Source organism: Mesorhizobium sp. M1348, assembly GCF_040317925.1.
Taxonomy (GTDB): domain Bacteria; phylum Pseudomonadota; class Alphaproteobacteria; order Rhizobiales; family Rhizobiaceae; genus Mesorhizobium.
In genome coordinates this window covers 150,379-176,013 of the sequence record NZ_JAMYLH010000012.1, presented here as the reverse complement: position 1 = coordinate 176,013, position 25,635 = coordinate 150,379, and the positions used below count along the sequence as shown (strand labels likewise).

The 25,635-nt window shown below is 58.3% G+C and carries 25 protein-coding genes and 2 pseudogenes; 15 read left to right on the top strand and 12 right to left on the bottom strand.

Features of this window, described 5'->3' with window-relative positions; genetic code table 11:
- Positions 1–406: 406 nt before the first annotated feature.
- The gene (locus tag NKH13_RS20875; protein WP_352914158.1) at positions 407–1,330 is read right to left on the bottom strand and encodes an RHE_PE00001 family protein; all 924 of its coding nucleotides are present in this window, start codon (positions 1,328–1,330) and stop codon (positions 407–409) included.
- A gap of 31 nt (positions 1,331–1,361) precedes the next feature.
- Here NKH13_RS20875 and NKH13_RS20870 point away from each other — a divergent pair, with 31 nt between their 5' ends.
- The 4 genes and pseudogenes from NKH13_RS20870 to NKH13_RS20855 all read left to right on the top strand — a co-directional run bounded on the left by NKH13_RS20870 (position 1,362) and on the right by NKH13_RS20855 (position 3,945).
- Positions 1,362–1,652: a hypothetical protein gene (locus NKH13_RS20870; RefSeq protein WP_352914155.1), complete on the top strand. Its 291-nt coding sequence runs from the start codon at positions 1,362–1,364 to the stop codon at positions 1,650–1,652.
- Positions 1,653–2,113: 461 nt separating this feature from the next.
- A pseudogene (locus NKH13_RS20865) lies at positions 2,114–2,224 on the top strand (pyocin activator PrtN family protein); the annotation flags it as partial.
- Between the two features lie 279 nt (positions 2,225–2,503).
- Positions 2,504–3,469, top strand: coding sequence for a Vgb family protein (locus NKH13_RS20860; RefSeq protein WP_352914152.1), 966 nt, complete (start codon positions 2,504–2,506; stop codon positions 3,467–3,469).
- Between the two features lie 233 nt (positions 3,470–3,702).
- Entirely contained in the window at positions 3,703–3,945 is a 243-nt protein-coding gene (locus NKH13_RS20855) for a hypothetical protein (RefSeq protein WP_352914149.1), read from the top strand.
- Positions 3,946–3,965: 20 nt separating this feature from the next.
- Here NKH13_RS20855 and NKH13_RS20850 read toward each other — a convergent pair whose 3' ends face one another.
- The 3 genes from NKH13_RS20850 to NKH13_RS20840 form a co-directional block, all read right to left on the bottom strand.
- The gene (locus tag NKH13_RS20850) at positions 3,966–4,313 is read right to left on the bottom strand and encodes a hypothetical protein (protein WP_352914147.1); all 348 of its coding nucleotides are present in this window, start codon (positions 4,311–4,313) and stop codon (positions 3,966–3,968) included.
- Between the two features lie 855 nt (positions 4,314–5,168).
- The gene (locus NKH13_RS20845; RefSeq protein WP_352689239.1) at positions 5,169–5,885 is read right to left on the bottom strand and encodes a pentapeptide repeat-containing protein; all 717 of its coding nucleotides are present in this window, start codon (positions 5,883–5,885) and stop codon (positions 5,169–5,171) included.
- Between the two features lie 2,050 nt (positions 5,886–7,935).
- Entirely contained in the window at positions 7,936–8,097 is a 162-nt protein-coding gene (locus tag NKH13_RS20840; protein ID WP_167522729.1) for a hypothetical protein, read from the bottom strand.
- 223 nt (positions 8,098–8,320) lie between these two features.
- Here NKH13_RS20840 and NKH13_RS20835 point away from each other — a divergent pair, with 223 nt between their 5' ends.
- The 3 genes and pseudogenes from NKH13_RS20835 to NKH13_RS35670 all read left to right on the top strand — a co-directional run bounded on the left by NKH13_RS20835 (position 8,321) and on the right by NKH13_RS35670 (position 10,531).
- Positions 8,321–8,992, top strand: coding sequence for a Crp/Fnr family transcriptional regulator (locus NKH13_RS20835; protein WP_029356805.1), 672 nt, complete (start codon positions 8,321–8,323; stop codon positions 8,990–8,992).
- Positions 8,949–9,598: pseudogene (locus NKH13_RS20830) on the top strand (DUF4062 domain-containing protein); the annotation flags it as partial. The gene NKH13_RS20835 and the pseudogene NKH13_RS20830, both read left to right, overlap by 44 nt.
- Before the next feature lie 600 nt (positions 9,599–10,198).
- Complete coding sequence (locus NKH13_RS35670; RefSeq protein ID WP_502912396.1) at positions 10,199–10,531, top strand: hypothetical protein; 333 nt, start codon at positions 10,199–10,201, stop codon at positions 10,529–10,531.
- Between the two features lie 456 nt (positions 10,532–10,987).
- Here the strand turns inward: NKH13_RS35670 and NKH13_RS20820 are convergent, their stop codons facing one another.
- The 4 genes from NKH13_RS20820 to NKH13_RS20805 form a co-directional block, all read right to left on the bottom strand.
- Positions 10,988–11,809, bottom strand: coding sequence for a helix-turn-helix domain-containing protein (locus tag NKH13_RS20820; protein WP_352914144.1), 822 nt, complete (start codon positions 11,807–11,809; stop codon positions 10,988–10,990).
- Between the two features lie 65 nt (positions 11,810–11,874).
- The gene (locus NKH13_RS20815) at positions 11,875–12,750 is read right to left on the bottom strand and encodes an NAD(P)-dependent oxidoreductase (protein ID WP_352914141.1); all 876 of its coding nucleotides are present in this window, start codon (positions 12,748–12,750) and stop codon (positions 11,875–11,877) included.
- Positions 12,751–12,829: 79 nt separating this feature from the next.
- Positions 12,830–13,150, bottom strand: a complete 321-nt coding sequence (locus tag NKH13_RS20810) for a putative quinol monooxygenase (RefSeq protein ID WP_352914139.1) — start codon at positions 13,148–13,150, stop codon at positions 12,830–12,832.
- 320 nt (positions 13,151–13,470) lie between these two features.
- Complete coding sequence (locus tag NKH13_RS20805) at positions 13,471–14,097, bottom strand: TetR/AcrR family transcriptional regulator (RefSeq protein WP_352914137.1); 627 nt, start codon at positions 14,095–14,097, stop codon at positions 13,471–13,473.
- A gap of 69 nt (positions 14,098–14,166) precedes the next feature.
- Between NKH13_RS20805 and NKH13_RS20800 the strand changes: the two genes are divergently transcribed.
- The 4 genes from NKH13_RS20800 (at position 14,167) to NKH13_RS20785 (ending at position 16,897) form a co-directional block, all read left to right on the top strand.
- On the top strand, positions 14,167–14,571 hold the full coding sequence (locus NKH13_RS20800; protein ID WP_352914135.1) for a hypothetical protein: 405 nt from the start codon (positions 14,167–14,169) through the stop codon (positions 14,569–14,571).
- Between the two features lie 40 nt (positions 14,572–14,611).
- Positions 14,612–15,880, top strand: a complete 1,269-nt coding sequence (locus NKH13_RS20795) for an NAD(P)/FAD-dependent oxidoreductase (RefSeq protein WP_352914133.1) — start codon at positions 14,612–14,614, stop codon at positions 15,878–15,880.
- Positions 15,881–16,014: 134 nt separating this feature from the next.
- Entirely contained in the window at positions 16,015–16,413 is a 399-nt protein-coding gene (locus NKH13_RS20790; protein ID WP_352914130.1) for a DoxX family protein, read from the top strand.
- A 79-nt stretch (positions 16,414–16,492) separates the two neighbouring features.
- A complete protein-coding gene (locus NKH13_RS20785) occupies positions 16,493–16,897 on the top strand; it encodes a VOC family protein (protein WP_352914128.1) in 405 nt (134 codons plus the stop codon).
- Between the two features lie 189 nt (positions 16,898–17,086).
- Here NKH13_RS20785 and NKH13_RS20780 read toward each other — a convergent pair whose 3' ends face one another.
- Positions 17,087–17,239 (bottom strand): hypothetical protein, encoded by a 153-nt coding sequence (locus NKH13_RS20780; RefSeq protein ID WP_352914125.1) that lies wholly within the window; start codon positions 17,237–17,239, stop codon positions 17,087–17,089.
- Positions 17,240–17,270: 31 nt separating this feature from the next.
- On the opposite strand from NKH13_RS20780, the gene NKH13_RS20775 reads away from it, so the two are divergent.
- Together NKH13_RS20775 and NKH13_RS20770 are read left to right on the top strand one after the other, a co-directional pair.
- Complete coding sequence (locus NKH13_RS20775; RefSeq protein WP_352914123.1) at positions 17,271–17,489, top strand: hypothetical protein; 219 nt, start codon at positions 17,271–17,273, stop codon at positions 17,487–17,489.
- 192 nt (positions 17,490–17,681) lie between these two features.
- Positions 17,682–17,969, top strand: a complete 288-nt coding sequence (locus NKH13_RS20770) for a hypothetical protein (RefSeq protein WP_352914121.1) — start codon at positions 17,682–17,684, stop codon at positions 17,967–17,969.
- 95 nt (positions 17,970–18,064) lie between these two features.
- On the opposite strand, the gene NKH13_RS20765 is transcribed toward NKH13_RS20770, so the two are convergent.
- On the bottom strand, positions 18,065–18,982 hold the full coding sequence (locus NKH13_RS20765) for an NADP-dependent oxidoreductase (protein WP_352914119.1): 918 nt from the start codon (positions 18,980–18,982) through the stop codon (positions 18,065–18,067).
- A 1,745-nt stretch (positions 18,983–20,727) separates the two neighbouring features.
- On the opposite strand from NKH13_RS20765, the gene NKH13_RS20760 reads away from it, so the two are divergent.
- Positions 20,728–21,282, top strand: a complete 555-nt coding sequence (locus NKH13_RS20760) for a hypothetical protein (protein WP_352914116.1) — start codon at positions 20,728–20,730, stop codon at positions 21,280–21,282.
- Between the two features lie 274 nt (positions 21,283–21,556).
- Entirely contained in the window at positions 21,557–22,078 is a 522-nt protein-coding gene (locus NKH13_RS20755) for an SLOG cluster 4 domain-containing protein (RefSeq protein ID WP_352914114.1), read from the top strand.
- 147 nt (positions 22,079–22,225) lie between these two features.
- On the opposite strand, the gene NKH13_RS20750 is transcribed toward NKH13_RS20755, so the two are convergent.
- Both NKH13_RS20750 and NKH13_RS20745 read right to left on the bottom strand, forming a co-directional pair.
- Positions 22,226–23,476, bottom strand: coding sequence for an SIR2 family protein (locus NKH13_RS20750; protein ID WP_352914112.1), 1,251 nt, complete (start codon positions 23,474–23,476; stop codon positions 22,226–22,228).
- 188 nt (positions 23,477–23,664) lie between these two features.
- A complete protein-coding gene (locus NKH13_RS20745) occupies positions 23,665–25,521 on the bottom strand; it encodes a M3 family oligoendopeptidase (protein ID WP_352914111.1) in 1,857 nt (618 codons plus the stop codon).
- Between the last annotated feature and the right edge of the window lie 114 nt (positions 25,522–25,635).

The window sequence follows — 25,635 nt, the reverse complement described above, 5'->3', positions numbered from 1 at the left end:
GGCGCCACATCGGCCACCTCGTTGCGACGATCGAACCCGGCGAATGCAAAAACTACTTCGCAAACGCCGGATACGCTTCCGTCAAAACGTGAAAGACTCTAGGACCTCGAAAGCGACACTGGCTGAGAGCTGTACGTGCACTTACAGCCGCAGAACTAAACAGCTGGCGATCGTCAAACGAGCGAATTGCGCGGATATCGTTGAAGAAGTCGGCTCGTAGTCGCGATTCACATCAATGCGTTCGAAGGTTTGGCGCGCCAGAGAAGATGAGGAAACTGGATAGTCAGGGTCCGAGCTATGAAGTGGGAAGCCTGTTCCCGCTGCCAAGACGAAGCGACTCGCAATCGCACGGTGGTGGCGGTCGCACGCCGGCGTGCCAGGCGACTTTCCGCGCGCACGCGAGCTGTCAGAGGATCCCCCACGCCCGGTAACGTCCCCTGCCCGTGATCTCGCGCAGGCCGAGTTCGGCGACGAGATTAAGCGCGCCGCGTGTACTTAACTTCAGCTCCTTTTCGATCATCGCCGTGGAGACGAGCGGCCGGGCGAGCACCAGCTCGACCAGTTGCGGCAGCTTCGAATGCCCCCGCCGGCCGCGCAGGCGCCGAGCCATCTGCTCCCGGGCGAGCACCAGCCGGTCGTGTTCCTTCAGCCCGGCGACGGCCGCTTCAGTGACGCCCTCCAGAAACCCGATCAGCCGCGCCGTCCTGTCGCGGGCGCGCCGCCTTTCGCGCGGAATGGCGCGCAGCCCGGTGTTGAGACAGACGAGGTGTGCGCTCGTTTTTCGGACCTGCCTGAGCATGGCGCCGACGAGCAGGTGTCCGAGCCAGGGCAGATGCTGCAGCGGTTCTTTTGTTTCCCACGCATCCCATAGCAGGGCGGCGCTCAGCACGGGCGGCTGGCCAGTGGTCCGGTTCAACATAGCCCGCCAGTCCGACAGCCGTTCCTCCTCGTCCCAGTCGGGATCGTAGACGAGCGGATTTTTTTCGTCCGTCGGGACCTGTTGCGGTCGCGAAACCGGCGCGGCGGCGAGCCCGTCGAGCACGTTGCGCGTGCGATCGAGCAGCGCATCGATGGCAGCAAATTCGGCGCCGAGGCCATCGTTCAGATCGTCGTTGGCCGACTCGCCCGCCTCTTCATCACCGGCGCCCTCCGCTGCCGTCGCATGACGCTCCGGTGGCAAAGCGTTCTGGGCGCTAGCGCCACGCCCGCGCAATTGGCTTAGGCCGTTCGGGCTCAGCGCCCAGTCCGGCCTGTTGGCAACAATCAGCCGCCGTGCCCGCAGCACCGCATGGGCACGGGTGAGCTCGTGGGTCGGCGTGCGGATGTCCATGTGGGTGTCGTGTAGGACCCAGATCCTCGACATGGACAAGCTCGCCCTCGAGCCACAGCGCGGCGGCGGCGGCGTAGAAATGCGTGCGCGCGACAAAACCTTCGCGCACCGGACTTCTGGCCAGCCGCTCATCGAGGCGCGCCAAAGAATCCTCTGCGGTGACGAGCGGTCCCGCGAGGTCGCGCCACGGGATTGCATTGGTACGGTCAAGGTCAAAAAGAGTCATCGGGCGTCGTTCCGGCCTTCGCTCTGGCGCTGCCAATTGAAATTCTTAGGCAAAAATCGGCGCACCCGCTTGCGGCCCGTCTCCAGCCTCTCTTGATGCAAACTGGTGACGTCGTAAGCCATTGATATCGCTTTAGCCGATTCGACTTGCTGAAGCTATCTTGCACTTTGCTTCATTCACACCGGGTCTTCCTTGGGACAACCCTCACTATCGATAATTACCTCTTATCGATACTTAGATAATACCATCCGCAAATTCTAATACTATTGGGTTTTGTTCCTGCTGAGCCCATCAAAAACAAGAGTGCGTTTTCGATCATCGCCTCAGAGGCGCTTTTTTTGCGGGATACGCCCAAATGGAGTCCAGTTGGGTCCTCACCCGCCGCAACGAAGTAGGTAGCGCGGATGTGGGGAAAGGCGGTAGCGTTCTACTGACTCGAGCCCGACCGTTTCTTAGGTCGCGCCTACCGTTTTGCACGCCCTCCCCTGCACGGCCGTGACGGAAGGTTGAACCCGTCGGGCGGCTTGCTAGGTTCCAGACTTAGGTGGTAACCCGGCATGAACACGGCACTGCTTTTGATGGCTCAGTATGGTGGTCAGGCCATCATCCCGATCGATGACGTCTGCCGAGACTATTTCTCCCACCTGACGCCGCAGAAATTGATTCAGCATTGGCATCCTCGGCTATGGCCATATCGGCAAGATGCTTGCCCTTCGCGCCAGAGCTTTTGGCGCATTGCGCCTGTTGAATACCCATCCTTGTCAAGCCGGATTGGGTTCCATAAGCGCGTCAGTCGAACCCCAAGGCTGCCCCAACAGCGGGCTGGATTGGCCGATCCGCGGGGCGGTGAAACGCAGTGCAGGGCGCCGTGATTTTCCCGATCCGTCATTGCTGCGACGAACTTTGCGCCTAGAGTAGTGGCACATGCCGCAGCATGGAGAGTTCTCATGCGCCGCCTCTTCCGCTTTATCGCACTCGCCGCCAGCCTTGCCGCCTTCCCGGCCGACGCGCAGGAACGTCAGGTCTACAGTCTCCCGCAGGGCGCGCATCCCCATGACGTCGCGCCCGCGCCCGACGGAGACATCTGGTACACGGCCCAGCAACAGGGGGCACTGGGTATTCTCGATCCCGAGACCGGCAAGGTTCGCCAAGTACCGCTTGGCGAAGGATCCAGCCCTCACGGTGTCATCCAGGGTCCGGACGGTGACGCGTGGATAACCGATGGCGGGCTCAACGCGATCGTGCGCTTCGACTCGACAACCGAGGAAATCAAGGTGTGGGCGCTTCCGCAGGACGTCGGCTACGCCAATCTCAATACTGCCGCGTTCGACGGCGACGGCCTCCTCTGGTTCACCGGGCAGAGCGGAATCTACGGAAGGCTCGACCCTGCGACGGGCGACATGAAAATTTTCCACGCTCCAGAGGGCCGCGGCCCCTACGGGATTACTGCGACCCCCAACGGAGACGTCTACTTCGTGTCGCTCGCCGGCAGCTATCTGGCAAGCATCGACCGCAAGAGCGGTGAAGCTCGAGTGATCGAGCCTCCGACCCCGGACCAGGGGGCGCGCCGCGTGTGGTCGGACAGCCGGGGACGGCTTTGGATTTCGGAATGGAACGCGGGACAGGTATCGGTCTACGACCCCCATGACGGCGGCTGGAACGCTTGGCGTTTGCCCGGCGACCTTCCTCGCACCTATGCGGTCTATGTGGACGAGCGCGACATTGTCTGGCTCTCCGATTTCGGAGGGAATGCCGTGCACGCGTTCGATCCGCAGACAGACAAGTTTACGACGTACCCCAAGTCCACGGAAAACGCTGATGTCCGCCAGATCAATGGCCGCCGCGGAGAGGTTTGGCTGCCAGAATCTGGGGCCGACCGGCTGGTCGTGATCCGCACCGTCTCCGCCAAGTGAGGCGGTCCCAGCCGCGGCTTCATTAGCGCCAGCATGGCGAAGTTCGGTCTCCCCGTCCTTCCTCCGCGCTGCTAGCGCCGCGCTCCGTGCAGGATCGACGCGGATCCGCATCCGCGGATCGGCGCCGCCCCTTTTGCGGCGGCTCATTCCGTCAACGCTGTGCGCTTCATTGCTATGACCGTAAAGGCGCTTTCGAGCACGCAGAGCGGCTTGGATAGGCTCTTGAGGTGAAAATGGCGAAATGGTTCGAGTCGACCGGCGACAGCTATTTCTCGCATATCAACCGCCAGAGCATCGAGGCCGTCATTCGGGAGGCGAAGGGTGATCAGGCCGCGCTTGCCGTCAAGGCGGCGGGCAAGAAGTTCGACGATCATTTGCATCGAGTTGTGGCTCATCTGGGGATCACGACCTGCACGGCCCCCACTCCGGTAACAACAGGCTGCAAAATTGGAACAGTCGTTTGGCCCTCTCCATAGCCCTTCAGATGCGTCTTTGATCATTGCCTGAGGAACGCGCCCGTGTAGGTCTGGCCAGCAAGCCTAACGGTTCCGGCGAGGGCTCCGTCGGACAGCATAACAAAACTGACCTCCGCGCCATTCGGTAGGCGCTCAAGCTTCAACGTAGTCCCCACAATTCTTCCAGCGCCGGCGGCCTCCCCCGGATAGTTGTCGCCCAGATTTCCCCACGCATAGGTGACCGTCACCTTCCCATCGGAAGAAATCGTCTGAACAGCAAGTTTGGCGTCATACATCCCATCCAGTCGTCCGGCCCATAGACCCGAAAAAGCAGCGTACTTTGTTGGAACGCCCTTGCCAGGGGGAGTGACCGCCACGGTTTGATGCATGATTGCTGAGCCGGAAGGAACCAAGGCAGGTTGGGGAGGAATGGCACCAGGTTCTAACGCAGGTTCGAGAGTGGCCGGTTGCGACGTTTCAGGAGCCGATTGGCACGCGGCTAGGGCAAGTGCCGCGAAGCCAAGCATTGCGTTGCACATTCGGTGTGCCATCTTCTGGTGCCCCGGCCATCTTTGAATCTAGCGCAGGCCGACCTTATCGCGCGTTTTCACAAGCTGTGTCTACGCAAGGTAAGTCATACGACAGCGGGTCGTCGAAGAACCCGCAGCGGTCGTGAGTGAATGCCTCTATTCGTCGCCCAAGTAGCGGCCTGGAGCGCCATTCGCCCGGCATCCGCTGGTTCATTAGGAGTTGAGCGGGAGGATCAGCAGTTGACCTTCCAGATCACATAGTGAGGCCGTTGCGACTGTATTCCTGAACCTTCGACAAACGAGTACACGCCGGTCGAACGGACTCACCAAGCTGCTGAATGAACGCTCTAGATGCATTCGACAGGCGTTTGACCGACGAAAGCTTAAGCCCCCCAAGATGCCGCGGCCTATTTCAAGTGCTGCGAGGCGAGTATGATCGACGCGTTGGTGCCAGGCTTCTGAATGATAATCACGACGATGGTAGTCATTCTCGACGATACAAGAGTTGCTGCCACTTATTCGGACAGGAGCTACCGGTTCGATTGAACCGGTAGCGGTGAACGGAAGGGGCACAAACACCCTTCGGCCGCGATTTCGCCAATAGCAATACCGCAGAAACGTGCCACCTTGGCGGAGGATCTGCGCCCTCCGAAGGCAGAAGTTACAGGTTCAAATCCTGTCGGGTGCAGCATTGCACAGTTCGCTTGCCGACAACTATTCCTGCTGGAATTGACAGGGCCAATCTTCAGGCCTCGTCAAGCCAGAAGGCAACTCGGTCCGGGCGTCTCCGCAAGCCATGTTGAGCTGCCACTGGGACAGACCCGCCGAATTGGAAAGATCGACGCCCTCGATACGGGTCAGAAAGAAAAAGGCGCGGTCAAAGTCTATCGGCGCGGTGAACGTCGCTCCTCGGAAGTCCGCCCGTGCGAGATTGGCAAACGAGAAGCGGCTGCCGCTGATATCGGCGTCATGGAACTGCGCACGCCCCAATTCTGCCTTTGTGAAATCAACATTGGTCAGATTGGCGCCCTGGAAATTCGAGCGCTGTATTTCCGCGCTCGCAAACACAGCGCCCTGCGCGTCCATACGGCTGAAGTCGGTCCTGTAGGCCTCGATTCTGTCGAACCGGGCGCCTTTGGCGGTCGAGTCGGCCAGGGAAGCACGCACAAGCGTTGCCTTCTCAAGATTTGCCGCAAGGAGATTGCTGTTCCTGAGGTCGGTCGAAGTGAAATCAACACCGAACAGGTTCGCCCCGCTCAGGTCCTGTCCTTCTAGGATGAGAAGCTTCTTGTCACACTCGTGCCAATTGACGCCAGGCGTCGCGGCTGCGTGGCAATTGTGAGCAGCAGTGGCGTTCTGCCAAGCAAACACAGTGCAAACCGCTAGAACCAAGCCGGATGCGCCGTAAGCTCTGGTTCGCCTCAAAGTCATTGTTGCTGGACCTCTGCTACTCGCCGACACTCAACCTTACCACATCTGCTGACACTCGAGCCACGGTGACCACCGCCGTCACAGTTAGCGCATTTCTCATATTCAAGCTTTGATGTTGATCAACCGATCAACCCGCGCGTAGGGCGCGATTTGCGAGCGCCTCCCCATATCATCGGCGGTCCAGCAGAGATTCATTTGTCACCGGCCAGGCGCATCATTCCGTAGGTATGCTTGACTAAGCCGAGGAGAGCGGTCGTTCAGGCTGGCGAAGTCGCGTGCCAAGATTGGCCTCCGCTCTGGACGTTTGTCTCGCTAATTGGGAGCCTGCTCGGGTGCTGACCGCCACCGCCGGCGTCCGCTGCCGACAAGCGTGAATCCGCTTGGTTCCGCACCGATCGGTACTTCCCGACGGCGAGGTTGACCCGGCACGGGGTGCTCGTCGCATATCCTGATTCCGCTGTCGCATGAACCCCACGACTTCGCTTAGCGAAGCCGAAGTTGATCTCTGCCATCTACAAGGTCGAAGCATCAACCCCGCATATTTGTGTCGTAAGCTGACGTGCCGCGAATACGCCTTTTTCGGTTGGCGGGCTTTATGGCGGACGCGCAACCTATTCTTGTATTTTTATCAACGTAAACAATGTCGTATGGCGGAGAGGGAGGGATTCGAACTCCGCGCTTGGAAAAGCGTCCCTCGGCGGTATCCCTCTACCGACTCGAACCGCGACCGTTTCTTAGGTCGCGCCTACCGTTTTGCACGCCCTCCCCTGCCCGGCCGTGGCGGAAGGTTGAACCAGTTGGGCGACTGCTAGGTTCCAGACTGGAGGTAAGGTCGGCTCGCTAAAAGCACGGCAGGTGGCATGCGGCACATGCGCGACAACGGCGGCGGAGGGTTTGAGAGGGCCGGAGCCCCGAAAGCTTTCGGCAGTTCGAACGATATAGTCGAACGGCCGAAATCGGGGCGCAAAGCTGCCATTCGGCACAAAGATAACAAATAGCATCGGCGATCGGCTGAAGCCGCTCCTTGTCAGTCTGCTGGCGAACCGCGTAACCGGGACAGATTTCCGGGCGAAGGGGTTTGCAGGCGAGCGCGTTCGTGATTCACCCTATGCGTGACGCTACCACCGACTGATTCGTTTGAAGGCTGTCGCTCGCGGAACTCCGCGGGTTGGTTACTGCGCTGATCGGCGAAGTGCGCGGTCCAAACATGGTTCGAAGTGGTCGATCGCAGGGCCGCGTCGCACGGTGCAGAAGGCCATGCATCGTTGATTATGCGCAAACTGCTATCGCGCGCCTAGTCGGAACTCGCGCATCGAACAGTACATCACGTCTTCCGTCCCCAGCGCACCGGCGGCCTCCCCGCTCGCAATCCAAATAGACGTCTTTCAGCTGTTTGATTGGCATGTCAGCGTGAGCGAACGCGAGGTCCTGAGCGTCAGAAGCCGACAATGAAGCCGGACTGATTGCGATCAGCACGGTGCCGAGCGTCACAGGCGCGAGGGACTTAACAACTGACATGATCATTTTGAGATCCTCCCCAGCTCCCGTCGGTCAACATTCAGTCCTTGGGGTCGCAGGTGTAGTGCCGTTCGAAGGTCCCGTCCGCGCGCCGCTGCTTGTCGAAGCCGCGATGTAAGGCTCGATCGCGCGCTCGTGGACCAGCCAAAGGGGATCTCGGCCGAGGCGTAGCCACTGCCGGCGGCCAACCGTTTCGGGATCGAGGCCGAAGCGATCCTGGTGCGCTCGATCGTCGTGCCGGCCGCGCCTGCCTCCGCATGACGGATGGCGCGGCTTCGCAAATCGCACATGATTTCGTCACGTGAGATGCCGATGTCGCCAAGAACGTCATCGGGTAAACGGCTCAACTGGTCCGTTGCCGACAAGAGAGCTTTTCGCTCGGCGCGGAGGCGTAACCACCTGCGAAATGGACCAATGGCGGCAGCATGAATTATAACCATGATCAGATCGTCCCTTCATTGATCTGAATTGACCGGTACGGAACGGCGCGAACGGCACTCCGGGCGAGAGCGTCAGCCGTCCGCGAGGCAAATTAGGCGTAGTGGTCGATGGATTGGTTTTGCCGCGGCGTGCCCATACGGCGGGCGGTGGCTGGCCCCGGGCCACGCATGTAATAAAGCTCCGGGCGGTAGCGCGGCGCGACGAATTTGCGAAACCCCGCAGCAAGTTTTGTGACGGGAGCCAAGAATTTCATGACTGTTCCCTTTCCCTTCGCCGGCTTGCACACGAGCCGGCGGGCCTGACGTGCAACAAGGATATGACAGTCGAACCAGGCTCGGCTGTGGGAATTCCCACACCGGGGAAAACATTGGCGAAATCCGCTCCCAGTTTGCATCCCGGAAAGCGGGGCCTGCGGCCATCAAATTTCCTTGGATAGGGAGTAAGGTGAAGTACACTTGATTGAACAAGAGACCGTTGTGACAGGCTCTCTGGCCTTCATCTCAAGACTTTGCGATGCCGACCTCGCCGCGCTGACCAAACGGTGGCACGAGCGCAGCTATCGACACAACGAGCTAATCATTTCCCACGGCGACACTGGTCGCGATGTCTTCTTCCTGCTGGAAGGACGGGCTCGCGTGACACTGGTTTCAGCGGACGGCAGGGAGATAGCGTATCGCGATGTCGAACCGGGTGACATTTTCGGGGAGCTCGGAGGCATTGACGGGATTGCACGCTCTGCCAGCGTAGTCGCGCTGGAGGCAACCCGCGCTGCACGGCTGTCCGGCACAGCATTCCGGGATATCGTGATGACCCACCCGACTTTTGCCTGGATGCTGCTTGAGCATCTGTCTGCCCAGCTCCGGCGCATGACCGAGCGGGTATTCGAATACAGCACTCTGGTCGTGCGAAAACGGCTGATCGTCGAGCTCCTGCATCGGGCGGAGAAAGCCGCACTCGTGGACGGCGAGGTGTCCATAAGCCCGGCACCGACGCATTCCGAGCTGGCGGCAACGATGAGCACGCACAGGGAAGCGGTCTCGCGCGAAATGAGCGACCTCGCCAAGAGAGGGCTGATCGAAAAGCGCGGCAGCAGGTTATTGCTGCATGACGTCTCGGCACTACGGGCGCTGGTCGACAAGAAGGAATAGCGAAGGCTGTCGCTGCGGCGGGGGGCACCGCACGTTTCATACTCCTCGGCCGCAAGTGATTATTCCTTCCGGCAAACCGGGCAACCTAGCGTGCCAGCGCGCGGATCGGACTTTGATCGCTTCACCCCTTGCAAGAATCATGACTCGGCTTCTTGATGCGGGCACGGAACGTTATCCCCAGCCTGCTTGCAGACTTACAAGGGCGGATCGAAGGGTGAAGCCGCATGACGTTAAATACCAAATCTTCGTCAGCTCGACCTACGCCGATTTGGTGGACGAAAGACGGTCGGTCATCGAGTCCGTCTTAACCTCGGGCATATTCCTGTGGGGATGGAGGCATTCCAAGCCAGCGACGACACTCAATGGGATTACATTAAGCGGCGCATCGATGACAGCGACTACTACGTACTCATCGTAGCAGAGCGGTACGGCTCAGAGTTGAAGGGTAAGAGCTACACCCAGATGGAGTACGAGTACGCCGTCGCCCAAGGCGTGTCTACCGTGGCGTTTTTGCTCGAAGGCGGTGCTCGCAAGACGTGGGCCGCGGAAAAGGTCGAGTTCGAGAAAAAGGCCAAACTCGAGAGATTCCGAAAGCTGTATGAAAAGAAGCTCGTCAAATATTGGCGCAACAAGGACGATTTGGCGGGTAAGGTTGCGATGGCTATTAGACGTTATGACCGTGGTCTGAGCGGCGGCCCGCCCTTAGTCTTTGCAGCTGTTAAGCAAACGGGGGTTGCTCGGGAGTGCCGAGCCGAGCCCCAAGCGAAGAAAGGACGAGCCATGGAGCAAGATAACGTTTTTTACGTCGGTGTCGATGTGTCGAAAGCCAAGCATGCTGTTGCGATTGCCGAGGGCGGACGCGGTGGAGAGGTCCGGTATTTCGGCGAGGCGTTCCCCGCGCGTCGTCACCGGAACGTCGTAGCCGTGAAGCCGAACCGTGACGGTCCCGTCATCATGAACAAGCGTCACCTCGCCAGTCATCGTGATCGTGTCGCCTTCGGACAGTTTCGCCATCGGCATCGCCCTCGCAAAGGCCGCCGCTGAACTGGACGTGGAAAGCGCCATCATCGACGGTGAGATCGTCGTATTGAACGAGACTGGCCTGTCTGACTTCGGAGCCTTGCGGAAAGCCATCACCCGACGCCAGCACGACCTCTATTCGTCGCCTTCGATCTTCTGCATCTCAATGGTCACGACCTGCGCGACATGGCGCTGGAGGACCGCCGCGAGATCCTTGCCGAGATGATCCCGGACGGTGGCCGTATCCAATTCAGCCAGGCGCTTCCCGGCGAGGCTAAGGCGATCTTCCCACCTGATAGACCAGGCGGGGCTCGAAGGCATGGTGTCGAGGCGCAAGGACAGCAAATACCGGAGCGGCAATTGCGACTGGCTGATGGATTGACCCACGACCTCACCACCGATTTGGCAAGCTTTCCGGGGCTCGTTCTCGAAACGATTGCCATGATCCACCCTGAGCTTTCCAAGCTCAGAGCTCCGGGGGTTCGAGTCCATGTTATGAGCGCTTTACAAAAAATCTAATAGAATCAATTGCTTAAATTCATGTTTTGGTGGGCCCGGAGGATGTTTGGAAAACGAGCGTAATCAACAAGTTAGAATCCGGTGGGACCACGCTGCATTCAAATCCGTTCTAATATTTTTCAATGTTTTTGTCCCACCAAACGCGCCTCGCTCAAAGTTACTGGCGCGACAACGGACGTCGATATCGAGCGATTTCCCTTCGGCCAGATTACGTGCTCGAGCGCCTTTCTAAATGGATCAGATCATCCTGAAGGGTGGAGTTCCCGCGGAGTGGCCAAAGCGGCAGGGGTTAGAGCTGCGGTCGCGCTCAGAGGATAGGCTCGACGCGCTCCTATTGACGATAGCGCTCCAGCGATTCAAACCCTCACATTGAACAAAGTTTTCGGGGTTGATCGTTTCGGCCGGCTTTGCAGTGGTTCCGGAGCAACGGAGCTTCCGCCGCGTTACTCGGCCGGTTCAACCGACTACTGACTTTCGGCGAGTCAAAGCCGGCGATTTCAACTCGTAGAAGTGAGCGGACCGTCTCGCCAGCTCGCGAAATTCCGTTGGTGTCAAACCTGTAAAACGGCGGAACTCATGAACGGCCTGCGATTGATCAAAGTAGGCCTCATCGACAAGCTGCGTAAATTTCTCGTTCGGATCTTGCAATATCGCTTTGATAGTTCGTCTCAACCGCGCAAGTTGGCGAAAGCGGACCGGCGAATTTGCCGTCGCTCTCCTGAAACGGCTCTCAAGCTGTCTCTCGCTCAGCCCCACAAGATCGCAGATTTTGGAGATCGACGATGTTCCCGTCTCGAGAAGTCGGAAGGCGGCATCGATGCGCCGCTCTGGTCGGGGATTGAGACGTTGCTGCAGAAAATGGTTCAGCAGGCGGACCCGCGTGCTGTCAAGCGCCGTGGTTACGATTTGCTCCGTCAGACCCGTTGCCTCTTGTCCCCAGATCACCTCGAGCGGAACAAATCTGTCTGCAAGTTCGGAAACAGGTACTCCCAGGAGATGTTCTGCCATGCCCGCACGTATGCGGACCGCAAAAAAGTGAAATCCCGGCGCGGCCTCCGGGTGAATGGGCTGGCTACGGCAGCACAAAACATGGGCCTGCGGCGGCTGCTTCCCGTTGAGCAGAAAGCCTGGTGCGACGTGAAAGAATATCTCAGCTCCGCCTGGGCTTGGCCAGAACGGCATGAATTCGATGTTTTCGCCAGGATTGGTCTCACTTGACCAGTAGCGATCAACCACGTGACCTATCGATTCGATCGGGCGATAGGATATACTCAGCATCCAAGCCTCTTTATCCACGACTTATTTGTTACGTCAGTTCTGCAGTCGCCCATCGCATACACAGACTATGTTGGCTCAGTGTACAGGCGCACGATGCCGGTTATGTTATCATCGGCCATGCCGCGATCAATCCCATGCTGGAAAACCTCGCGGGCCGCAGTAGTCAGAGGCATATGCTTTGAAGAGCCCGCGCCCGCCATAGCGATTACATATCCAAGGTCTTTGTCCACGAGTTCTACTGGAAACAACGGTGCGAACGTGCCCGCGCGCATGGAGGTTGCCATCGTTTTCGCCGCTGGGCTGCTGGCGGGCGTCGTGCCAATAATCTCGACGGCTCGATCGACATCGGCGCCCAGCCGCTGCAGCAGGCCAATGAGTTCGGCCATTGCGCCAACCTGGATAGCGAGAAGAGAGTTGACCGAGAGCTTCACCATGGCGCCTGCCCCGACCGGCCCAGCATGATGTACTGCCGTCCCCATGGCTTTGAGCAGCGGTTCTGTTCGCGCAAGGACGTCCTTCTCGCCGCCGACGAGATAGATCAGCTGGGCCGCCTCCGCTTGTGGGCGCCCGCCTGCCACCGGTGCCTCAAGGAAGGCGACGCCCCGAGCCGATGCGGCCTTGGCGAGCTCGCGGATCCAAACCGGCGTCAGTGTCGAGCTCTCGATCGCCACCGCGCCCGCCTTGAGCATACCAAATGCTCCCGTGTCCTCGTCGAGCCATATTTTCCGTGATGCGATATCGTCTCGAACCATGGCGATCACGAAATCTGCTTCTGCCGCGGCCTCTCGCGGCGTGCCGGCGAGACGTGCTCCTGTGGAGATGAGCGAATCCGCCGCCCCCTTTGACCGGTTCCACACCGTCAAGCGGTGCCCTGCCTTGAGCAGATTCGCGGCCATGCGCGACCCCATCGCTCCAAGTCCTAGAACTGCCACTTCAGCCATCGGAAATCCTTTCCGTCCGTCGTAAGTTGTATGAAGAGCCAATCCAGTTGTGTGGTCGACAGCTAAATGGCGAACACGCTTAGATCGCGTGACTGTCCCCTGGCGCAGCTACGTATTCGGCAAAAACCACCAACGCGGCTGCCGCAGGCGGCTCTCTAAGTAGGTCATTGAACACGGATAGCGCATTGCGCACATAGGGAGAGGCCATATGAGACTCCCAAGCCGCATGATCGCGGTATTGTTCCACGACATAAAAATGCGTGGTGTCGGATGTGCTCTGAGCGGCCTGATACGACACCGCGCCCGACTCAGCGGATGTCTGCCGCGTGAGATCGATGAGGATGTCACGGACGTGATCGACGGTCTCGGCCCGAGCGAGAAGGTTGACGATGAACATCATTGGCAGACCCTTGTTGATGCTGGAATGCTAGCTCGGCGAAGCTGCGTCGCATTGTAGAAATGCGAAATGGCAGCGAAAACATGCCGATCAGTTCGACTTTCTTTCAGAATGAAACATTTTTGGTCAGTCGAGCCGGTCCGGAGCTTCATGACTGCTTGACAAGAAGCTGGGCCGGCAAGGCTCAGAACCGCGAGTGGATGTCCATGATGTTTCTCGAGCGAGCCTATTCGATCTCATAGCTATGAACTACGGGATCACGCTCGTCACCAGCTCTTCTGTTCGCTCAGATCTACTGATTGATTAGGGCCACGAGGTCCCGATCACTTTGCGTCGGAATTCGCGGGCTCAATCCTGATGATGGCCGCCCTAGCGGCGTCTGTAATGATGGCGCAGACAGCAGCGACGGGCCTCGCCCCGGCGAGCATCCGAAACATCGCGCAACTGGTAAGTGCGAATATGAAATCCACGGCATCGCGTCGGTCGGCAGGCGGCACCTGTTCGCCTGCTATTCGTGCAACCAGCTCTTCAATTGACTGTCTCCGACGTTCGTTGCGTTCGAGAAGTGCTTGGGCAAATTCCTGATCGATCGCCATTGCGTCATGGAGCCGGGCCACGGCTGGATCGCTGCCCCAGAAGTCACAGAAGACCGCGATCAACGAGTCGAGACCTTTCCAGGGGTCCGCCTCTGCCATCGCGTCGTTGAGTCGCACGAGTCTTCCTCGTCGTGCGATGTCGTCAAAAACGGCCTCGAGCAATCCGCGCCGCGATCCGAACTGGTTATAGACCGTAAGACGCGTCACATCGGCGGCCTTTGCGACCGCCTCCAGCGAGAAAGCCGTGATGCTATCCGCTTCGCGAAGGAACCGCGCGGCAGCCTGAATCACCCGTTCCTTTTTTTCGGTGGCCGCCTCAGCCCGCGCCACGCTGACATAGGAACGCCTTGACACATCTTCACCTCTTGATTTTCAATACACATACTGTATATCTAATTGCGTCGCTTTCACAGGATTAATGTCATGCAACTGGCGCTGATTATAGCCATATCGGTCCATATTCTCGCCGCCACGTTCTGGGCGGGCTCCACATTCGCGTTGGCGCGGATGGCGGGACGTGGCAGCGAACAACTCTTCGTTCCCCAGCTTTTTGCCGCCGCATTCGCAATCGGCGCCGGTGGCTACCTTTGGCACACGCTGCACGAGGGTTCCTTTGGAACCGCGGAGCAACTGCTAGGGGCCGGCGCCGTGGCCGCAATTCTTGCCCTCGCCATCCAGGCCGCGGTTGTAGGTGGTGCGCTGCGGCAGTTGAGCAAAGCTGGCAGCGACAACCCGAGCGTTCGACCCCGTGTCGCCGTCGCCCAACGAGGCGCGGCCATTCTGCTCGCGATCGCGGCCGTGACCATGGCCGCCGCCCGCTACGCCTGAAGCTCGAATGTGCAAGAGCTGAGACCTAAGGAAACGCGTCATGTCTCCGTCACCAACCTCAACGGATAAACCCTATGACATTGTCGTATTGGGCGCTGGTTATGCGGGGCTGATGGCCGCTCTTCGGCTGGGACGACGCCGGCTTGGACTTCGCGTCGCGTTGATCAATGCCGAGGAGCAATTCGTAGAGCGTGTGCGGCTGCAGGAATCGATGGTCGCTCCCGTCAAGCCGCGCATCGCGAATCTGTCCGCGTATCTCGCCAAAACGCCCGTCGAGTTCATTCACGCGCGCGTGCTTTCGCTCGACCCGGTGCGGAACAGGATCAACATCGAGGCCGAAGGATCAGTGCGCGAGATCGGCTTCACCCAACTTATCTATGCGCTGGGGTCCCATGTCGATACCGACAACACGCCCGGCGCGTCGCAGCACAGCTTTCGGCTGGACCCCGGTGACGGTCCACGCTCTGCCGCAGCACTGCGAGCTGCCCTGCACCAGCTTTCCGGGGGACCTGCCCGCGTCCTCGCAGTCGGCGGTGGCCCGCTTTCAATCGAGGCGGCTGGCGAGGTCAAATCGACCTGGCCCGACATGGACGTGACGCTCGTGAGCGGAACGCGTGCCGGAGATTTCACGAGCGAGAAGGTCCAGGCCGTACTCAGGCGCGACCTGGCGAGACTGGGGGTCGCACTTGCCGATGATGAGCGCGTCAGCGAGATCACAGCGAGCGAGGTGGTCACAGCGAACGGACGCCGCTTCGCGCACGACATTTGCATTTGGGCGGCGGGCATGCGCGCGCCCTCGATCGCCAGACAAGGCGGACTCGAAGTTGATGCTCAGGATCGCGTGGTCGTCGACACGGATCTGCGGTCTGTTTCCCATCCCTCCATCCTGGCGGTTGGCGATAGCGCACATCCCATCGGGTCAACCGGGGCTCCATTTCGACCATCCGCCCTGACGGCCGCAGTATCCGGCGTCTACGCCGCGGAGCAGGCCGTGGCCCGTGTCGCCGGCAGGCCCATTCGGCCGTTCACTTTCTCCACATTCGCCCAGGCGATTGCGGTCGGCCGGTTCGCCGCATTGTTTCCTCTCGATGCCAACGACCACCCCATCCTGTTCGTGATGGGCGGGCGCGCCGCTCGACGATTGCGCAACATCCTCGTCTGGCTGGTGCTGCACTTCATCACCTTCGAGCGGCTCCTGCCGGGCGTTCAGACATGGCCTGGACGCAGGCGGGCGACAGCTCCCTTAGCGGGCGAGGCGGGCAGTGTCAGATCGGCTGCTCAGCCCGGATCTCAACGGCGCCGATCTTAACTGACGTAGCAAGCGGGGCGAAATTTTTCGGCGGCCCATCTTTGCAGCAAGAGAGTTGCAGCAAAAGAGATGAGCGGCCTCACGGGCAGATCCATCCGGTCAAATTTGATCTCACGGCATTCACGGGAACATCCATGTCGCACAACAAAACCAAATGGGCCTACTGGATCAGCACGGCGCTTCTCTCCCTCATGTATCTCGGCAGCGCGGTTTTTTATCTCACTCATTTTGCCAAGGTAGGGGCCCTGTTCGGCACACTCGGTTATCCCACCTACCTCGTCCCGCTCCTCATTGTGATCAAGCCCCTAGGTGTTCTGGCCATCTTGTCACGATTTAACATCGCGCTCTCCAACCTGGCGTACGCGGGAATTTTCTATCACCTGCTGCTTGCCCTCTCCGCCCACCTCAATGCCGGCGATTTTAGCTTCGGGCCGGCCCTCGTCGGCCTCACTGCGCTCGCCATTTCCTATTTCACGCAGAACGCCGCGCGAGCCAGAAAGGCACCTCCAATCCCTCGACAAAATGCCGCTTGATTTCACTATACATGATGTATATCCACATTGTGGCAAGGCGCTAGGGTAGCGCGCGCTGTTCCCGAAGAGAGAGAAAGTAATGGCCAAAATGATGATTGTGAACCTGCCTGTCCGTGACCTGTCAGCGTCGACAGCGTTCTACGTGGCGCTAGGCGGCACCGTGAACCCGCAGTTTTCGGGCGAGAAAGCCACCTCGCTCATGTTCTCCGACGCGATCGGAGTGATGCTGCTCACCCACGACCACTATAGCGAATTCACCAAACGCCCAATTGGCGACGCACGGCGCGACAGCCAGGCCATGATCGTCCTCACTGTCGATGACCGCGACGCTGTCGATGCAACGCTGACCAGCGCCGTTGCGGCGGGCGGCCGCGCCGATCCCAACCCGGCACAAGATCTTGGCTTCATGTACAACCGCCACATTGAAGATCCAGACGGTTATGTTTGGGAAATCGTGTGGATGAACCCGGCGGCGATGGCTTGAGTCAGTCGATCCAAGGCGAGGTGCAAATTCGATCGCAATCCCAAAACCCCGCCCATTAGCCACATAACGAGCACGATCCCTACCCCCCAATTTAACAGTAGAGATCGCCTCCAGAACCTTGGCACAACGCTTGCTCCAGCTAGAGAAAGTAGAAGCAGCATTGCAAGTGTTGGCCTCCACTGACAGCCGCTACGACCGCGCTTTCACGCTCAGCTGCCGCACGATGTTGGCGGTCTTGCGGATATCGGTTTCGCTGAGAGCGACGCCCATGGTCGAGGCGATCACCAGGAGCCGGGCGTTCAGCTCGCGGTAGCGCGCGTCGCCTTTGCGCGTAAGCTGCACAAGCTTGGAGCCCCGGTGTTTCGGATTGTCGATGAAATTCGACCAGCCTCTCGGCCGCAAGCTCATCCGCCAGCCGCTGCATCCGCTGGCGGCTGGTAGGCCGCATCTCGGCGATCTGCGGCACGGTCAGCGGACCAAGCAGCGCGAGGCTTCGCATGAAGGCGAACGCACCGCCCCTCCAGCTGGTGATAAGCCCCGTCTTCTGGCCGACAGCCCCTATCCTGAAGAAGCACTGGGCCACTTCGTCTAGACAGTGATCTGTCGGGTCCCAAGCCAATTTCCGCTTGCCGCGCTCCACGTTATTGCAAGACGTTCAAATTTGAGCTTCCGCACTCATGCTTTGTCGAGAGTATCTCCTGTAGTCACTTAAACCTTCTGCGCCGCAAGGTTCAGCCATTCTGAATGGCCGCCGGCAACGATGATGAAGAAATAGGAGAACGCGATGACTCGCAGTCACGTTGAACGCCTTGATGAATTCAGGGAAATCCTGGTCGCGACTCGACGCGAAGGAGTCCGTAACGTGCACCATACTCGCGACGCAATGCGGGCAAGTGGCTTTCAGATCGGGGACAGCGACGGCTCCAGCTACGGAGCCGAGCTGAAGGCGCTCCAAGAGGAAATTGAGGCAGTCGATCGAGCCATCGAAGACGAGAAGCGGCTGGCCTTGGCCCTCGAGAGCGCCGCTCAATCCCGACGACCGACCAAACCGAGAATCGTGAAGGGAACATAGATTTAGATACGGCCCTTGTCGCCCGTCGATCGCCTGCGGCACCCGGCCGATCCGGATAGCGCCGGCCGGCCGGTGCATCGATAGGCGCGTGACGCTCACGGACGAACGCGTATGATCGTCTTCCCCGAGCGTCGCTCGGTCGGGTTGAAGGCGGAAACGGCATCGTCGAGGGTCGAGATGTTGCCGATGTTCGTCCGCAGTCGCCCGTCCCGCACCCGCTGGACCATCTCACTCAGTTGAGCACGATCGGACTCGACAACGAAGTCGACTGCCAGGCCATTGGCGGGCTGCGCCTCGGCCGGCCCGACGACTGTCACCAGTGTTCCTCCGGTTCGAATCAGGCCAGCGGATCGCTTCTGGATGTCGCCGCCGATGACGTCGAACACCAGATCGACGCCGCCGATGTCTTCCAGTGCGTCGTTCTCGAGGTCAACGAACTCGTTCGCGCCGAAGTCGAGCGCCTTCTGACGGTCGGCAGAGCGTCCAGTGCCAATGACGTAGGCGCCGGCCTCTCGTGCGAGTTGTGTCACCATCGATCCGACTGCGCCGGCCGCACCGTGTGCAAGGACGCTCCATCCGGCCCGAAGGCGGCCGTGGTCGAACAGACCCTGCCACGCAGTCAGGCCCGAGATCGGCAAACTGGCGCCTACCGTAAAGTCGACGTCGCCCGGCAGAGGCGCGAGGTTACGTGCCTCGACGGCCACATACTCCGCCAGGGTGCCGTCGCGATACCAATCGGCGAGGCCGAACACCAGCTGGCCCACGGACAGTCCCGTCGTGCCGTAGCCGAGGGCGGTTATCACTCCGGCTAGCTCGTGCCCGGGGATCGATGGCGTTCGGTCACGGTCAACGCGATCAGTCCAGGTCGAGGGCCATGTCAGCTCAGTCGGGACGAATCCCGACGCATGAACCTGAACCACGACGTCGTTTATAGCCGCCTGTGGATCGTGGCGTTCCACTAGCTTCATCCCGGCCGTTCCCGCGGCCTGATCCGTTACTACGATTGCCTTCATCGGAATTGTCTCCTCCGTGATTTGCCACGTGGCGATGGCCGGTAGATATGTCCGGCTCTGGTCATGAAACAGGACCAAGATTGGCGGGAATGATGGTACCGTTGCGCCATGGGCACTATGTCCATTCCATGTCGACCGCGCCGCGAGGACGCCGCTGGCGACGCAGATCTACAGGGCGGTTCGGGACGCCATCGCGACGGGGCGGCTAGACCCGGGAACAAAGCTTCCTTCCCGGACCCAACATTGCAAGACAGGAAATCATTTGACCTAAGGCCGCAATCGCCATTACCCATCATATTATTTCTAAATTATTTGCCTGTGGGGGGCTAGACCCAGGCCGGCTTCGAGCCATAGTTCCGGCTCGGCAGAAGTCACAGCGCATTCTCCCGAGGTCGCGGCGACCATCCCATTCGTACGCCGTTACCGCCTTTTGCCGCACACTCCGCCAACGGCCTTTCCAGCCTTGCAACGCCTGGACTATATGTGGCTGCCAGAACCTGACTGACGAACACGAGGACAACGGAGCATAAGGGCAGGCATAATCTCCCCTCCCCCTCTTATGGATCAAGTATCGTAAACTGAGCGCGGGAACATAGCGTATCTGAATTGGCCCACTTCAAAGCGGAGATGGCCATAACTAGTTGATATTGAACAGTTTTGGTGGTGGTGGCAGTCACTGGCGAACCAGTCTCGGTCCGATTTTCCCTGTTCGAGGCCAAAAAACAGCGAATTTTCGGTGATATTGAGAATATGGGCTAATTTCGGTCGGGAATCTTGGCGCAGATTCAACGTCTTAGAAGAAAATTCCCTACGGGGGCAACAGGGAAATGATCCACGCCTAACAGGGAACTTCGAAGCGGATCGCCGCAAGCGCTGCATCAAGGCCCATCCGGTGAAATCGCGACGTTGCCAAGGCCGGATAGCGACCGGCGATGAGACCGCCTCCGAAGATGTGCTTGACTCTTGAGAGAAGCCCTATTGGTTTGCCTCACTCGATCCTATTGCCTCGAAGTAACAATGCAGCGCACTTTCACCAGACAAGAATTGTATGACCTCGTTTGGTCGACGCCCATAGCCACACTCGCCCAGCAGTTCGACATTTCGGACCGAGGGATTGGCCAAGACTTGTGCTCGCTACCAGATACCCGTTCCAGGCCGCGGATATTGGGCAAAGGTCGAAGCGGGGCAACCCGCAACGAAAACTCCGCTTTGGAAAATCGACAACTCGACTTTAGAGACTGTGCACATTGGCGCCTACAAGCCCCCTGGTGAACCCTTACGTGGCCTTTGCAATCGAGGCGACGGCCAGCACAGTGAAGAAATCGAAGGAGGAGCGACAAGCGCGGGCTGATCCTGAGAAGGAACCGGAACCTCGTACCCCCAAAGGAACAGATCATTTTCGAACCGGTGAGACGTCCTCACAACTCGATCTTAGGTCTTGTGGCAACCCTGAGATCTGCGAGCCCGGACCAGTACGGTGAGATCTCGATTCCTGGTGTGAGGGTGCACAAGAGTTCCGTGCCCCGGCTGACATCCTTTCTCCATCACCTAGCTCTTGCTCTCGATCAACGAGACATCACGCTCAGCCACAGTGAGAAGGGAATACAGACAGCCATTGGTCCCGACGATGATCGACTTGAGATCGGCGAGGCCCGCAGTCGGGAAAAGCATACTCCGACGCCTGCTGAGAGCAAAAAGCACGACGAGCACGAGAGGCGGCGTGAAATAGCTCGCCGCCGCGGTCAATGGCGTCCTATGAGAGCTTCTGGCCAGAATGCGATTATATTCACTCGGGGAAACTCAGTCTCGAAATTCAGAATTGGGCAGATGGCGCCCGCAAGCGCTGGAATGACGGCAAGCATCAAAGCTTGGAAGCCATGCTTGAGCCGATGGCAGATGGCATTCTTTTCCACCTGGCTTTTGAAAAAGCTCGTCGGGAGGAGCGAGAAGCGGAAGAGCGCGGTCGCAAGTATATGGCGCATAGGCGGGAGCTTCACAAAAAACGCCAGGAGCGCGAGGCAAATAGACTAAGCTTCCTCCGTCAGTTGGCCGAGCATCAAAAGGAAGCGGCCGATCTTCGTACCACGATTGCCAGGGCTACAGAGTTTCTCCCCCAAGCGAGTTCCGAATACCTTCGCATGATCGCCTGGGCGGAACAGCGGCTGGCACACTTGGAAGCACAGAACCAGCTTGAGGTGCTGACATCGAATCTGCGGGAGCAAAACCTCTTCCCTGAGCCTGATGACTTGTACGATCCTGAGGGTGATCCACCGCCACCAAGATATGCTTGGAGTGATTAGTTGACTTAAGTGGATAAGGCAGTAGTCTTTTGTGTGGCGCGGCTCGACGAGGAGGCTCCGTTAGCTAAGTTGCCTCAGCACCTTCACTTGCTTGAGCGTCACTTTGACAAGCGGGCGCCAATTGCCGCACGGGCTCCAGGAGTTCTGGACGCTCGCGTAGGCTAAGCTCCTCAATCAAGAATGAACTGCACAATTTTCGAATCATCCCTCGGTATCAGTCTTCAGAAAAGCATAGGCCTGCCAGTAACCATTTAGGAATCTTTGGGAGCTTGTAATGGAACGTCTACGGACAGTGTTGGTTGTTGGCGATGGCAAGTGTTCGTATCCGGAGCTGTCGGAACCTGTGGGCAAACTACTCGCGCAATCACAAGTGAACTTGCTGACCGGAGCGGGAGGCGGGGTCATGGCTGAAGTCAGCAAATTCTTCGTCAACTCCACTGCGCGGCGTGGAAAATGCCTCGGAGTGGTGCCGAGCAAGACGAACAGTCATGAGCCGAAAGATGAACGATACCCCAATGAGTTTGTAGAGGTACCAATCTACACACATTTGGGAGGGGAAGACCCATACAGTTCAACTTCAAGGAACCACGTCAATGTCTTAACTGCTGATGGCGTTGTCGCACTACCAGGAAAAAAAGGCACATTGGCAGAAATAAATCTGGCCATTACATATGGTGTTCCTCGAGTGGCCTTTCTGGGGGGGAATCAAATCCCCGGCCTCCCGAAGGAAGTAGAGGTCGTCGACCTTAAGAGGCTAAAGGAATTCGTTCGTGAGCTTCCCAAAAGGCGACCTTAGGGGGCCTTGCGGGAAGGCCGCTTCATGGATCGGCTCTTCACGACATGAAAGATAACCAGAATAATCCGGGTCGTCGGTCAGCAGCGAGCAATAGTGACTGCCGCAACAGTGCGCCCCAATAGCGATCCTTTGATCGGCGGAGGCCGGCTAACTGTCGACCCAGCTCTCCAGCCCCTGTGCCGAAGTTACCAAGCGGCCCCCCTCCCCGAATTCTCCCAACAGCGATCGATAGCGCTCTATAGTCTGCACGAAAGCGTCGGTCGAGGGGCTCGACGCGCGTTTGCCGCTTGCCGCCTCTTCGGCCTCGAACGGTGACTCGGAATGGGAAACCACAACGATTTCGAGCTTGCGCGTGCTTCCCGTCGAACGCTTCCAGGCGAGCGCCCGCGTCAGCAGCGCACGGATCCACGCGTCGTCAGTCGGGATCGAATACCCAACGAATATCCACCGAGTGGCTTCGGCAAGCGCCTGCTGCGCGTCTCGCCAGATGGCCTGCAGATGAAGGTTGCCGTAGGTTTTTGCGTAAGATGGGGTGACGAGGAGTGTCTCGGCCTCGGCTTCACACCAGCATGTCTGGTCTGTCCAATGCTTTCCACCTGATCCGCCACTTGCCAAATCAAGAAGGGGATTGATGATCAGCCGCCGGCACCGAGGACACGACAGCCAGTTCATGGATCCGTGCAGTTTCAACAGTGGCGTACTTGGAAGCTCAGCCAGTTGACTGTTGATGCGCTGCCCGCTGAAGTTAACAACTTCCTGAGCTATGGGCGTATAGACAACGCTTCGTTCGGCCGGTGCCCATTTGGCTTTCTCAAATGGCGACAAGCCTTCAGAGTTCCAAAGCGTGCGGTCAAGGAAGCTATCCCAGTTGGTCGTGATGATTACACCGTCGCAGAAGCGATCCGCTAGTTTGCGGATCGCATGAACTCCTGATTTGCTAACGCTTTTCGTATTTCCATCGGAGCCTTCGTCACCACGGGCCTCCGCAATAGCTATAGTTATGGCACTAGCAATGCTGTTTCGGACGCGCTGCAAACGCCCTCCCGCGAACTCGCGGTCCTTTCCTGACACCCCACCTGTCGGTAACCGTCCGAAGCTCGACATATCCCCAATAGCGATGTCCAGGGTTGTAAGCAGGTCCGTCAGCCTGCTGAGAGCCAGGCCGCTATGTTGGTGCTGTAGTGCATTTTTCACTGCATCCTCGAGGCGGTCTTGATCAAGTCCATGTACAAGATGCAAGTATTCCGCCAACCGTGTTTGGGCCGAACTTGGGTGGCCGCCGTAGCCGGCCAGCGCATAGCCTGCGACAGATTTGAATAACCCGCTCAAGAGCGGACACCCGGCGACGAATGAGGCGCCTGCACCGACGAAGACAACTTCCCCCGACTTCGAGTCCATCCCATCATCCTACCTAGATAACTGTGCGCCAGAGCCCCGTCTTGGCCAGTCGCGACGTCCTGGACCGCTGCTGCGTCAGGTTCGACGACTGCCTCTTCTTTTCGTATGACCGTCCCCAATCCATTGAGACCACCGATTGAGAGCCGATGGTCGCGTCAAATCGTGGCAAGACTGGATCAATCCATCACTCACGCGACATTGGCCCGAATCTCCTGTTCGAACTCGGCCAAACGCGTCTCGACGACCACAAACAACCTCTCTAAAGCGGACTTGTCGGTGAGATCTATTCCGAGCTTTGAACGCAGCATAGCGGCGGGCTTGTCTGAAAATCCGGCTTCCATTAATTCAACGACTTTGGTGGCGAATCCTGGATCCTCCTGCAATCTCTGGTATATCGAAACAGCTAAAATCCAAGCAAACAGATAATTGCTGTAATAGCGGGAGGCATCAAAGAAATGATGCGTCCCCGCCCAACCATATTTGAGATCAGGAAACTTCTCGGCATCCAACATCCATAATTGACCAAACTCGGCCCAAACCTCATGAATATCATTCGCGCCCTCAATGGCCCCGTTCTTTGCACGACGATAAACTTCGGTCTCGAAGCTCGTCGCGTATGCCGCCCAATACATAGACGCAAACTTGACTGAAGACATTTTACTGTTTAGCTCGCGCAAGTAATACAATCGCTCTGGTCGTGTCTTGGCAGTATTTGCTAGTTTATCCAAGATAAGAAGCTCGTTTACTTTGGCGAAGCCCTCGGTGAAATATCGCGCACCGTCCCCGTAATACCACGATACACCCGCCTTATAGAGCAGGCGAAAGTGAATGGCATGGGCCGACTCGTGAGCCAATGTAACGACGTCCAACAAGTAGCCGGTGTAGCCCTGCATATAGAAAAGCCACGATGGGCCATATGAACCGTACGTGAAATCCCCATTGGTGCGATTTTCACCTGCAACTAAGTCCATGCGACCGTTGTGGGGGTTGTGGAGCTCTTCCATTTCCGCTCGGTATTTAGGCCCAAATATTCTGGTCGCCTCAATTATACTTTGAGAGGCATCCCCAATCGTAAACCTTGGTTCAGGCACACTAGTCGGTCGTGCCTCTAGGTCCCACAATTCCGCTTTGCCCAACTGAAGAAGCTGCTCTTGATAAGCTCGTTCCGCCACTTGGAATCGGATCGTCAGGTTGGCCTTCTCCCGAAATGCCGTAAGGACCGTATCGAGCATTTCCGGTGTCAAATAATATTCGAACAGCGCGGCTTCCGCGCTGTCATCGAAACCACGCGCAGAGGCTACTTCGTTCGAGAGTTTGATCTTCTGAAGCAATGCAAATGAGTAAATATCTCCTTGCGTCTTGAATCCCGCCAGACGCCGATGAAATGCAGACTCGCGGATGGCCCGATCCTCAAGCCGCATCAGTTCGCTATAATCTCCCGGGTTCATGACGCTAAATTCTCGTGGGCCGACCAGCAACGTGGCCTCCGGCGTACGAGCCAGCATCAGATCGTAGAAATTCTTCTCGAACGGATCCAAAACCGGTTCAATTCGCGCAAGCAAATTTTCAGCCGCTTCAGGACAAGTATGGGGCCCCGCTCGTCGCCAATCCTCAAGTAGAAATGCATACCGAGCCAGGTCAGGCTCCCTCGCCGTAAAATCCTTCAACTTGCCTTCGTCGAGGCTTTGTACCGCAAGGGACACATACTGAGTGGTCGCGTTGAAGTTGCTCCACGCCGCATCACCCTCGGACTTTGCCACAGTGTCCGCTGTGTCGACCGCATATCGTAAAAAGCCATATGCCCGCAGGCGTGACGCAATAATCGCCATTCGTTCCTTGAGCTCGATCGCGCACAGGAGCTTTGCTGGGTCTTTCCCCACATCTGGGTTCAGCGCAGCCATTTGGCCTTCCAATTGCTGCAGCGTTCTGAAGTCCCTCTGCCGGGCCACTTCGTCTATGTAGAACCATTTATTGAGGTCGAAGCGGTACAGGGGTTTCTTGTCCTCCGGTATCGGCATAAAATCTTTATTCTCGACGACTGCCATGACAAGCTCCCAGATAGTTGAACTCCGCGGGCGGTTAGATCAGAGAATTTTGGCGTTTGCTTCACGATAACCGAATTGGATAGACTCCTTTGCAAGGAACGCCGCTCTCCTTCA

Excerpts from the sequence above, each read along its gene's own strand:
- NKH13_RS20875 (WP_352914158.1), bottom strand. The coding sequence starts at position 1,330 with ATGGACATCCGCACGCCGACCCACGAGCTCACCCGTGCCCATGCGGTG.
- NKH13_RS20870 (WP_352914155.1), top strand. The coding sequence starts at position 1,362 with ATGGACAAGCTCGCCCTCGAGCCACAGCGCGGCGGCGGCGGCGTAGAA.
- NKH13_RS20860 (WP_352914152.1), top strand. The coding sequence starts at position 2,504 with ATGCGCCGCCTCTTCCGCTTTATCGCACTCGCCGCCAGCCTTGCCGCC.
- NKH13_RS20855 (WP_352914149.1), top strand. The coding sequence starts at position 3,703 with ATGGCGAAATGGTTCGAGTCGACCGGCGACAGCTATTTCTCGCATATC.
- NKH13_RS20850 (WP_352914147.1), bottom strand. The coding sequence starts at position 4,313 with ATGCATCAAACCGTGGCGGTCACTCCCCCTGGCAAGGGCGTTCCAACA.
- NKH13_RS20845 (WP_352689239.1), bottom strand. The coding sequence starts at position 5,885 with ATGACTTTGAGGCGAACCAGAGCTTACGGCGCATCCGGCTTGGTTCTA.
- NKH13_RS20840 (WP_167522729.1), bottom strand. The coding sequence starts at position 8,097 with ATGAAATTCTTGGCTCCCGTCACAAAACTTGCTGCGGGGTTTCGCAAA.
- NKH13_RS35670 (WP_502912396.1), top strand. The coding sequence starts at position 10,199 with ATGGCGCTGGAGGACCGCCGCGAGATCCTTGCCGAGATGATCCCGGAC.
- NKH13_RS20820 (WP_352914144.1), bottom strand. The coding sequence starts at position 11,809 with ATGCTGAGTATATCCTATCGCCCGATCGAATCGATAGGTCACGTGGTT.
- NKH13_RS20815 (WP_352914141.1), bottom strand. The coding sequence starts at position 12,750 with ATGGCTGAAGTGGCAGTTCTAGGACTTGGAGCGATGGGGTCGCGCATG.
- NKH13_RS20810 (WP_352914139.1), bottom strand. The coding sequence starts at position 13,150 with ATGATGTTCATCGTCAACCTTCTCGCTCGGGCCGAGACCGTCGATCAC.
- NKH13_RS20800 (WP_352914135.1), top strand. The coding sequence starts at position 14,167 with ATGCAACTGGCGCTGATTATAGCCATATCGGTCCATATTCTCGCCGCC.
- NKH13_RS20795 (WP_352914133.1), top strand. The coding sequence starts at position 14,612 with ATGTCTCCGTCACCAACCTCAACGGATAAACCCTATGACATTGTCGTA.
- NKH13_RS20790 (WP_352914130.1), top strand. The coding sequence starts at position 16,015 with ATGTCGCACAACAAAACCAAATGGGCCTACTGGATCAGCACGGCGCTT.
- NKH13_RS20785 (WP_352914128.1), top strand. The coding sequence starts at position 16,493 with ATGGCCAAAATGATGATTGTGAACCTGCCTGTCCGTGACCTGTCAGCG.
- NKH13_RS20775 (WP_352914123.1), top strand. The coding sequence starts at position 17,271 with ATGAAATTCGACCAGCCTCTCGGCCGCAAGCTCATCCGCCAGCCGCTG.
- NKH13_RS20770 (WP_352914121.1), top strand. The coding sequence starts at position 17,682 with ATGACTCGCAGTCACGTTGAACGCCTTGATGAATTCAGGGAAATCCTG.
- NKH13_RS20765 (WP_352914119.1), bottom strand. The coding sequence starts at position 18,982 with ATGAAGGCAATCGTAGTAACGGATCAGGCCGCGGGAACGGCCGGGATG.
- NKH13_RS20760 (WP_352914116.1), top strand. The coding sequence starts at position 20,728 with ATGGCGTCCTATGAGAGCTTCTGGCCAGAATGCGATTATATTCACTCG.
- NKH13_RS20755 (WP_352914114.1), top strand. The coding sequence starts at position 21,557 with ATGGAACGTCTACGGACAGTGTTGGTTGTTGGCGATGGCAAGTGTTCG.
- NKH13_RS20750 (WP_352914112.1), bottom strand. The coding sequence starts at position 23,476 with ATGGACTCGAAGTCGGGGGAAGTTGTCTTCGTCGGTGCAGGCGCCTCA.
- NKH13_RS20745 (WP_352914111.1), bottom strand. The coding sequence starts at position 25,521 with ATGGCAGTCGTCGAGAATAAAGATTTTATGCCGATACCGGAGGACAAG.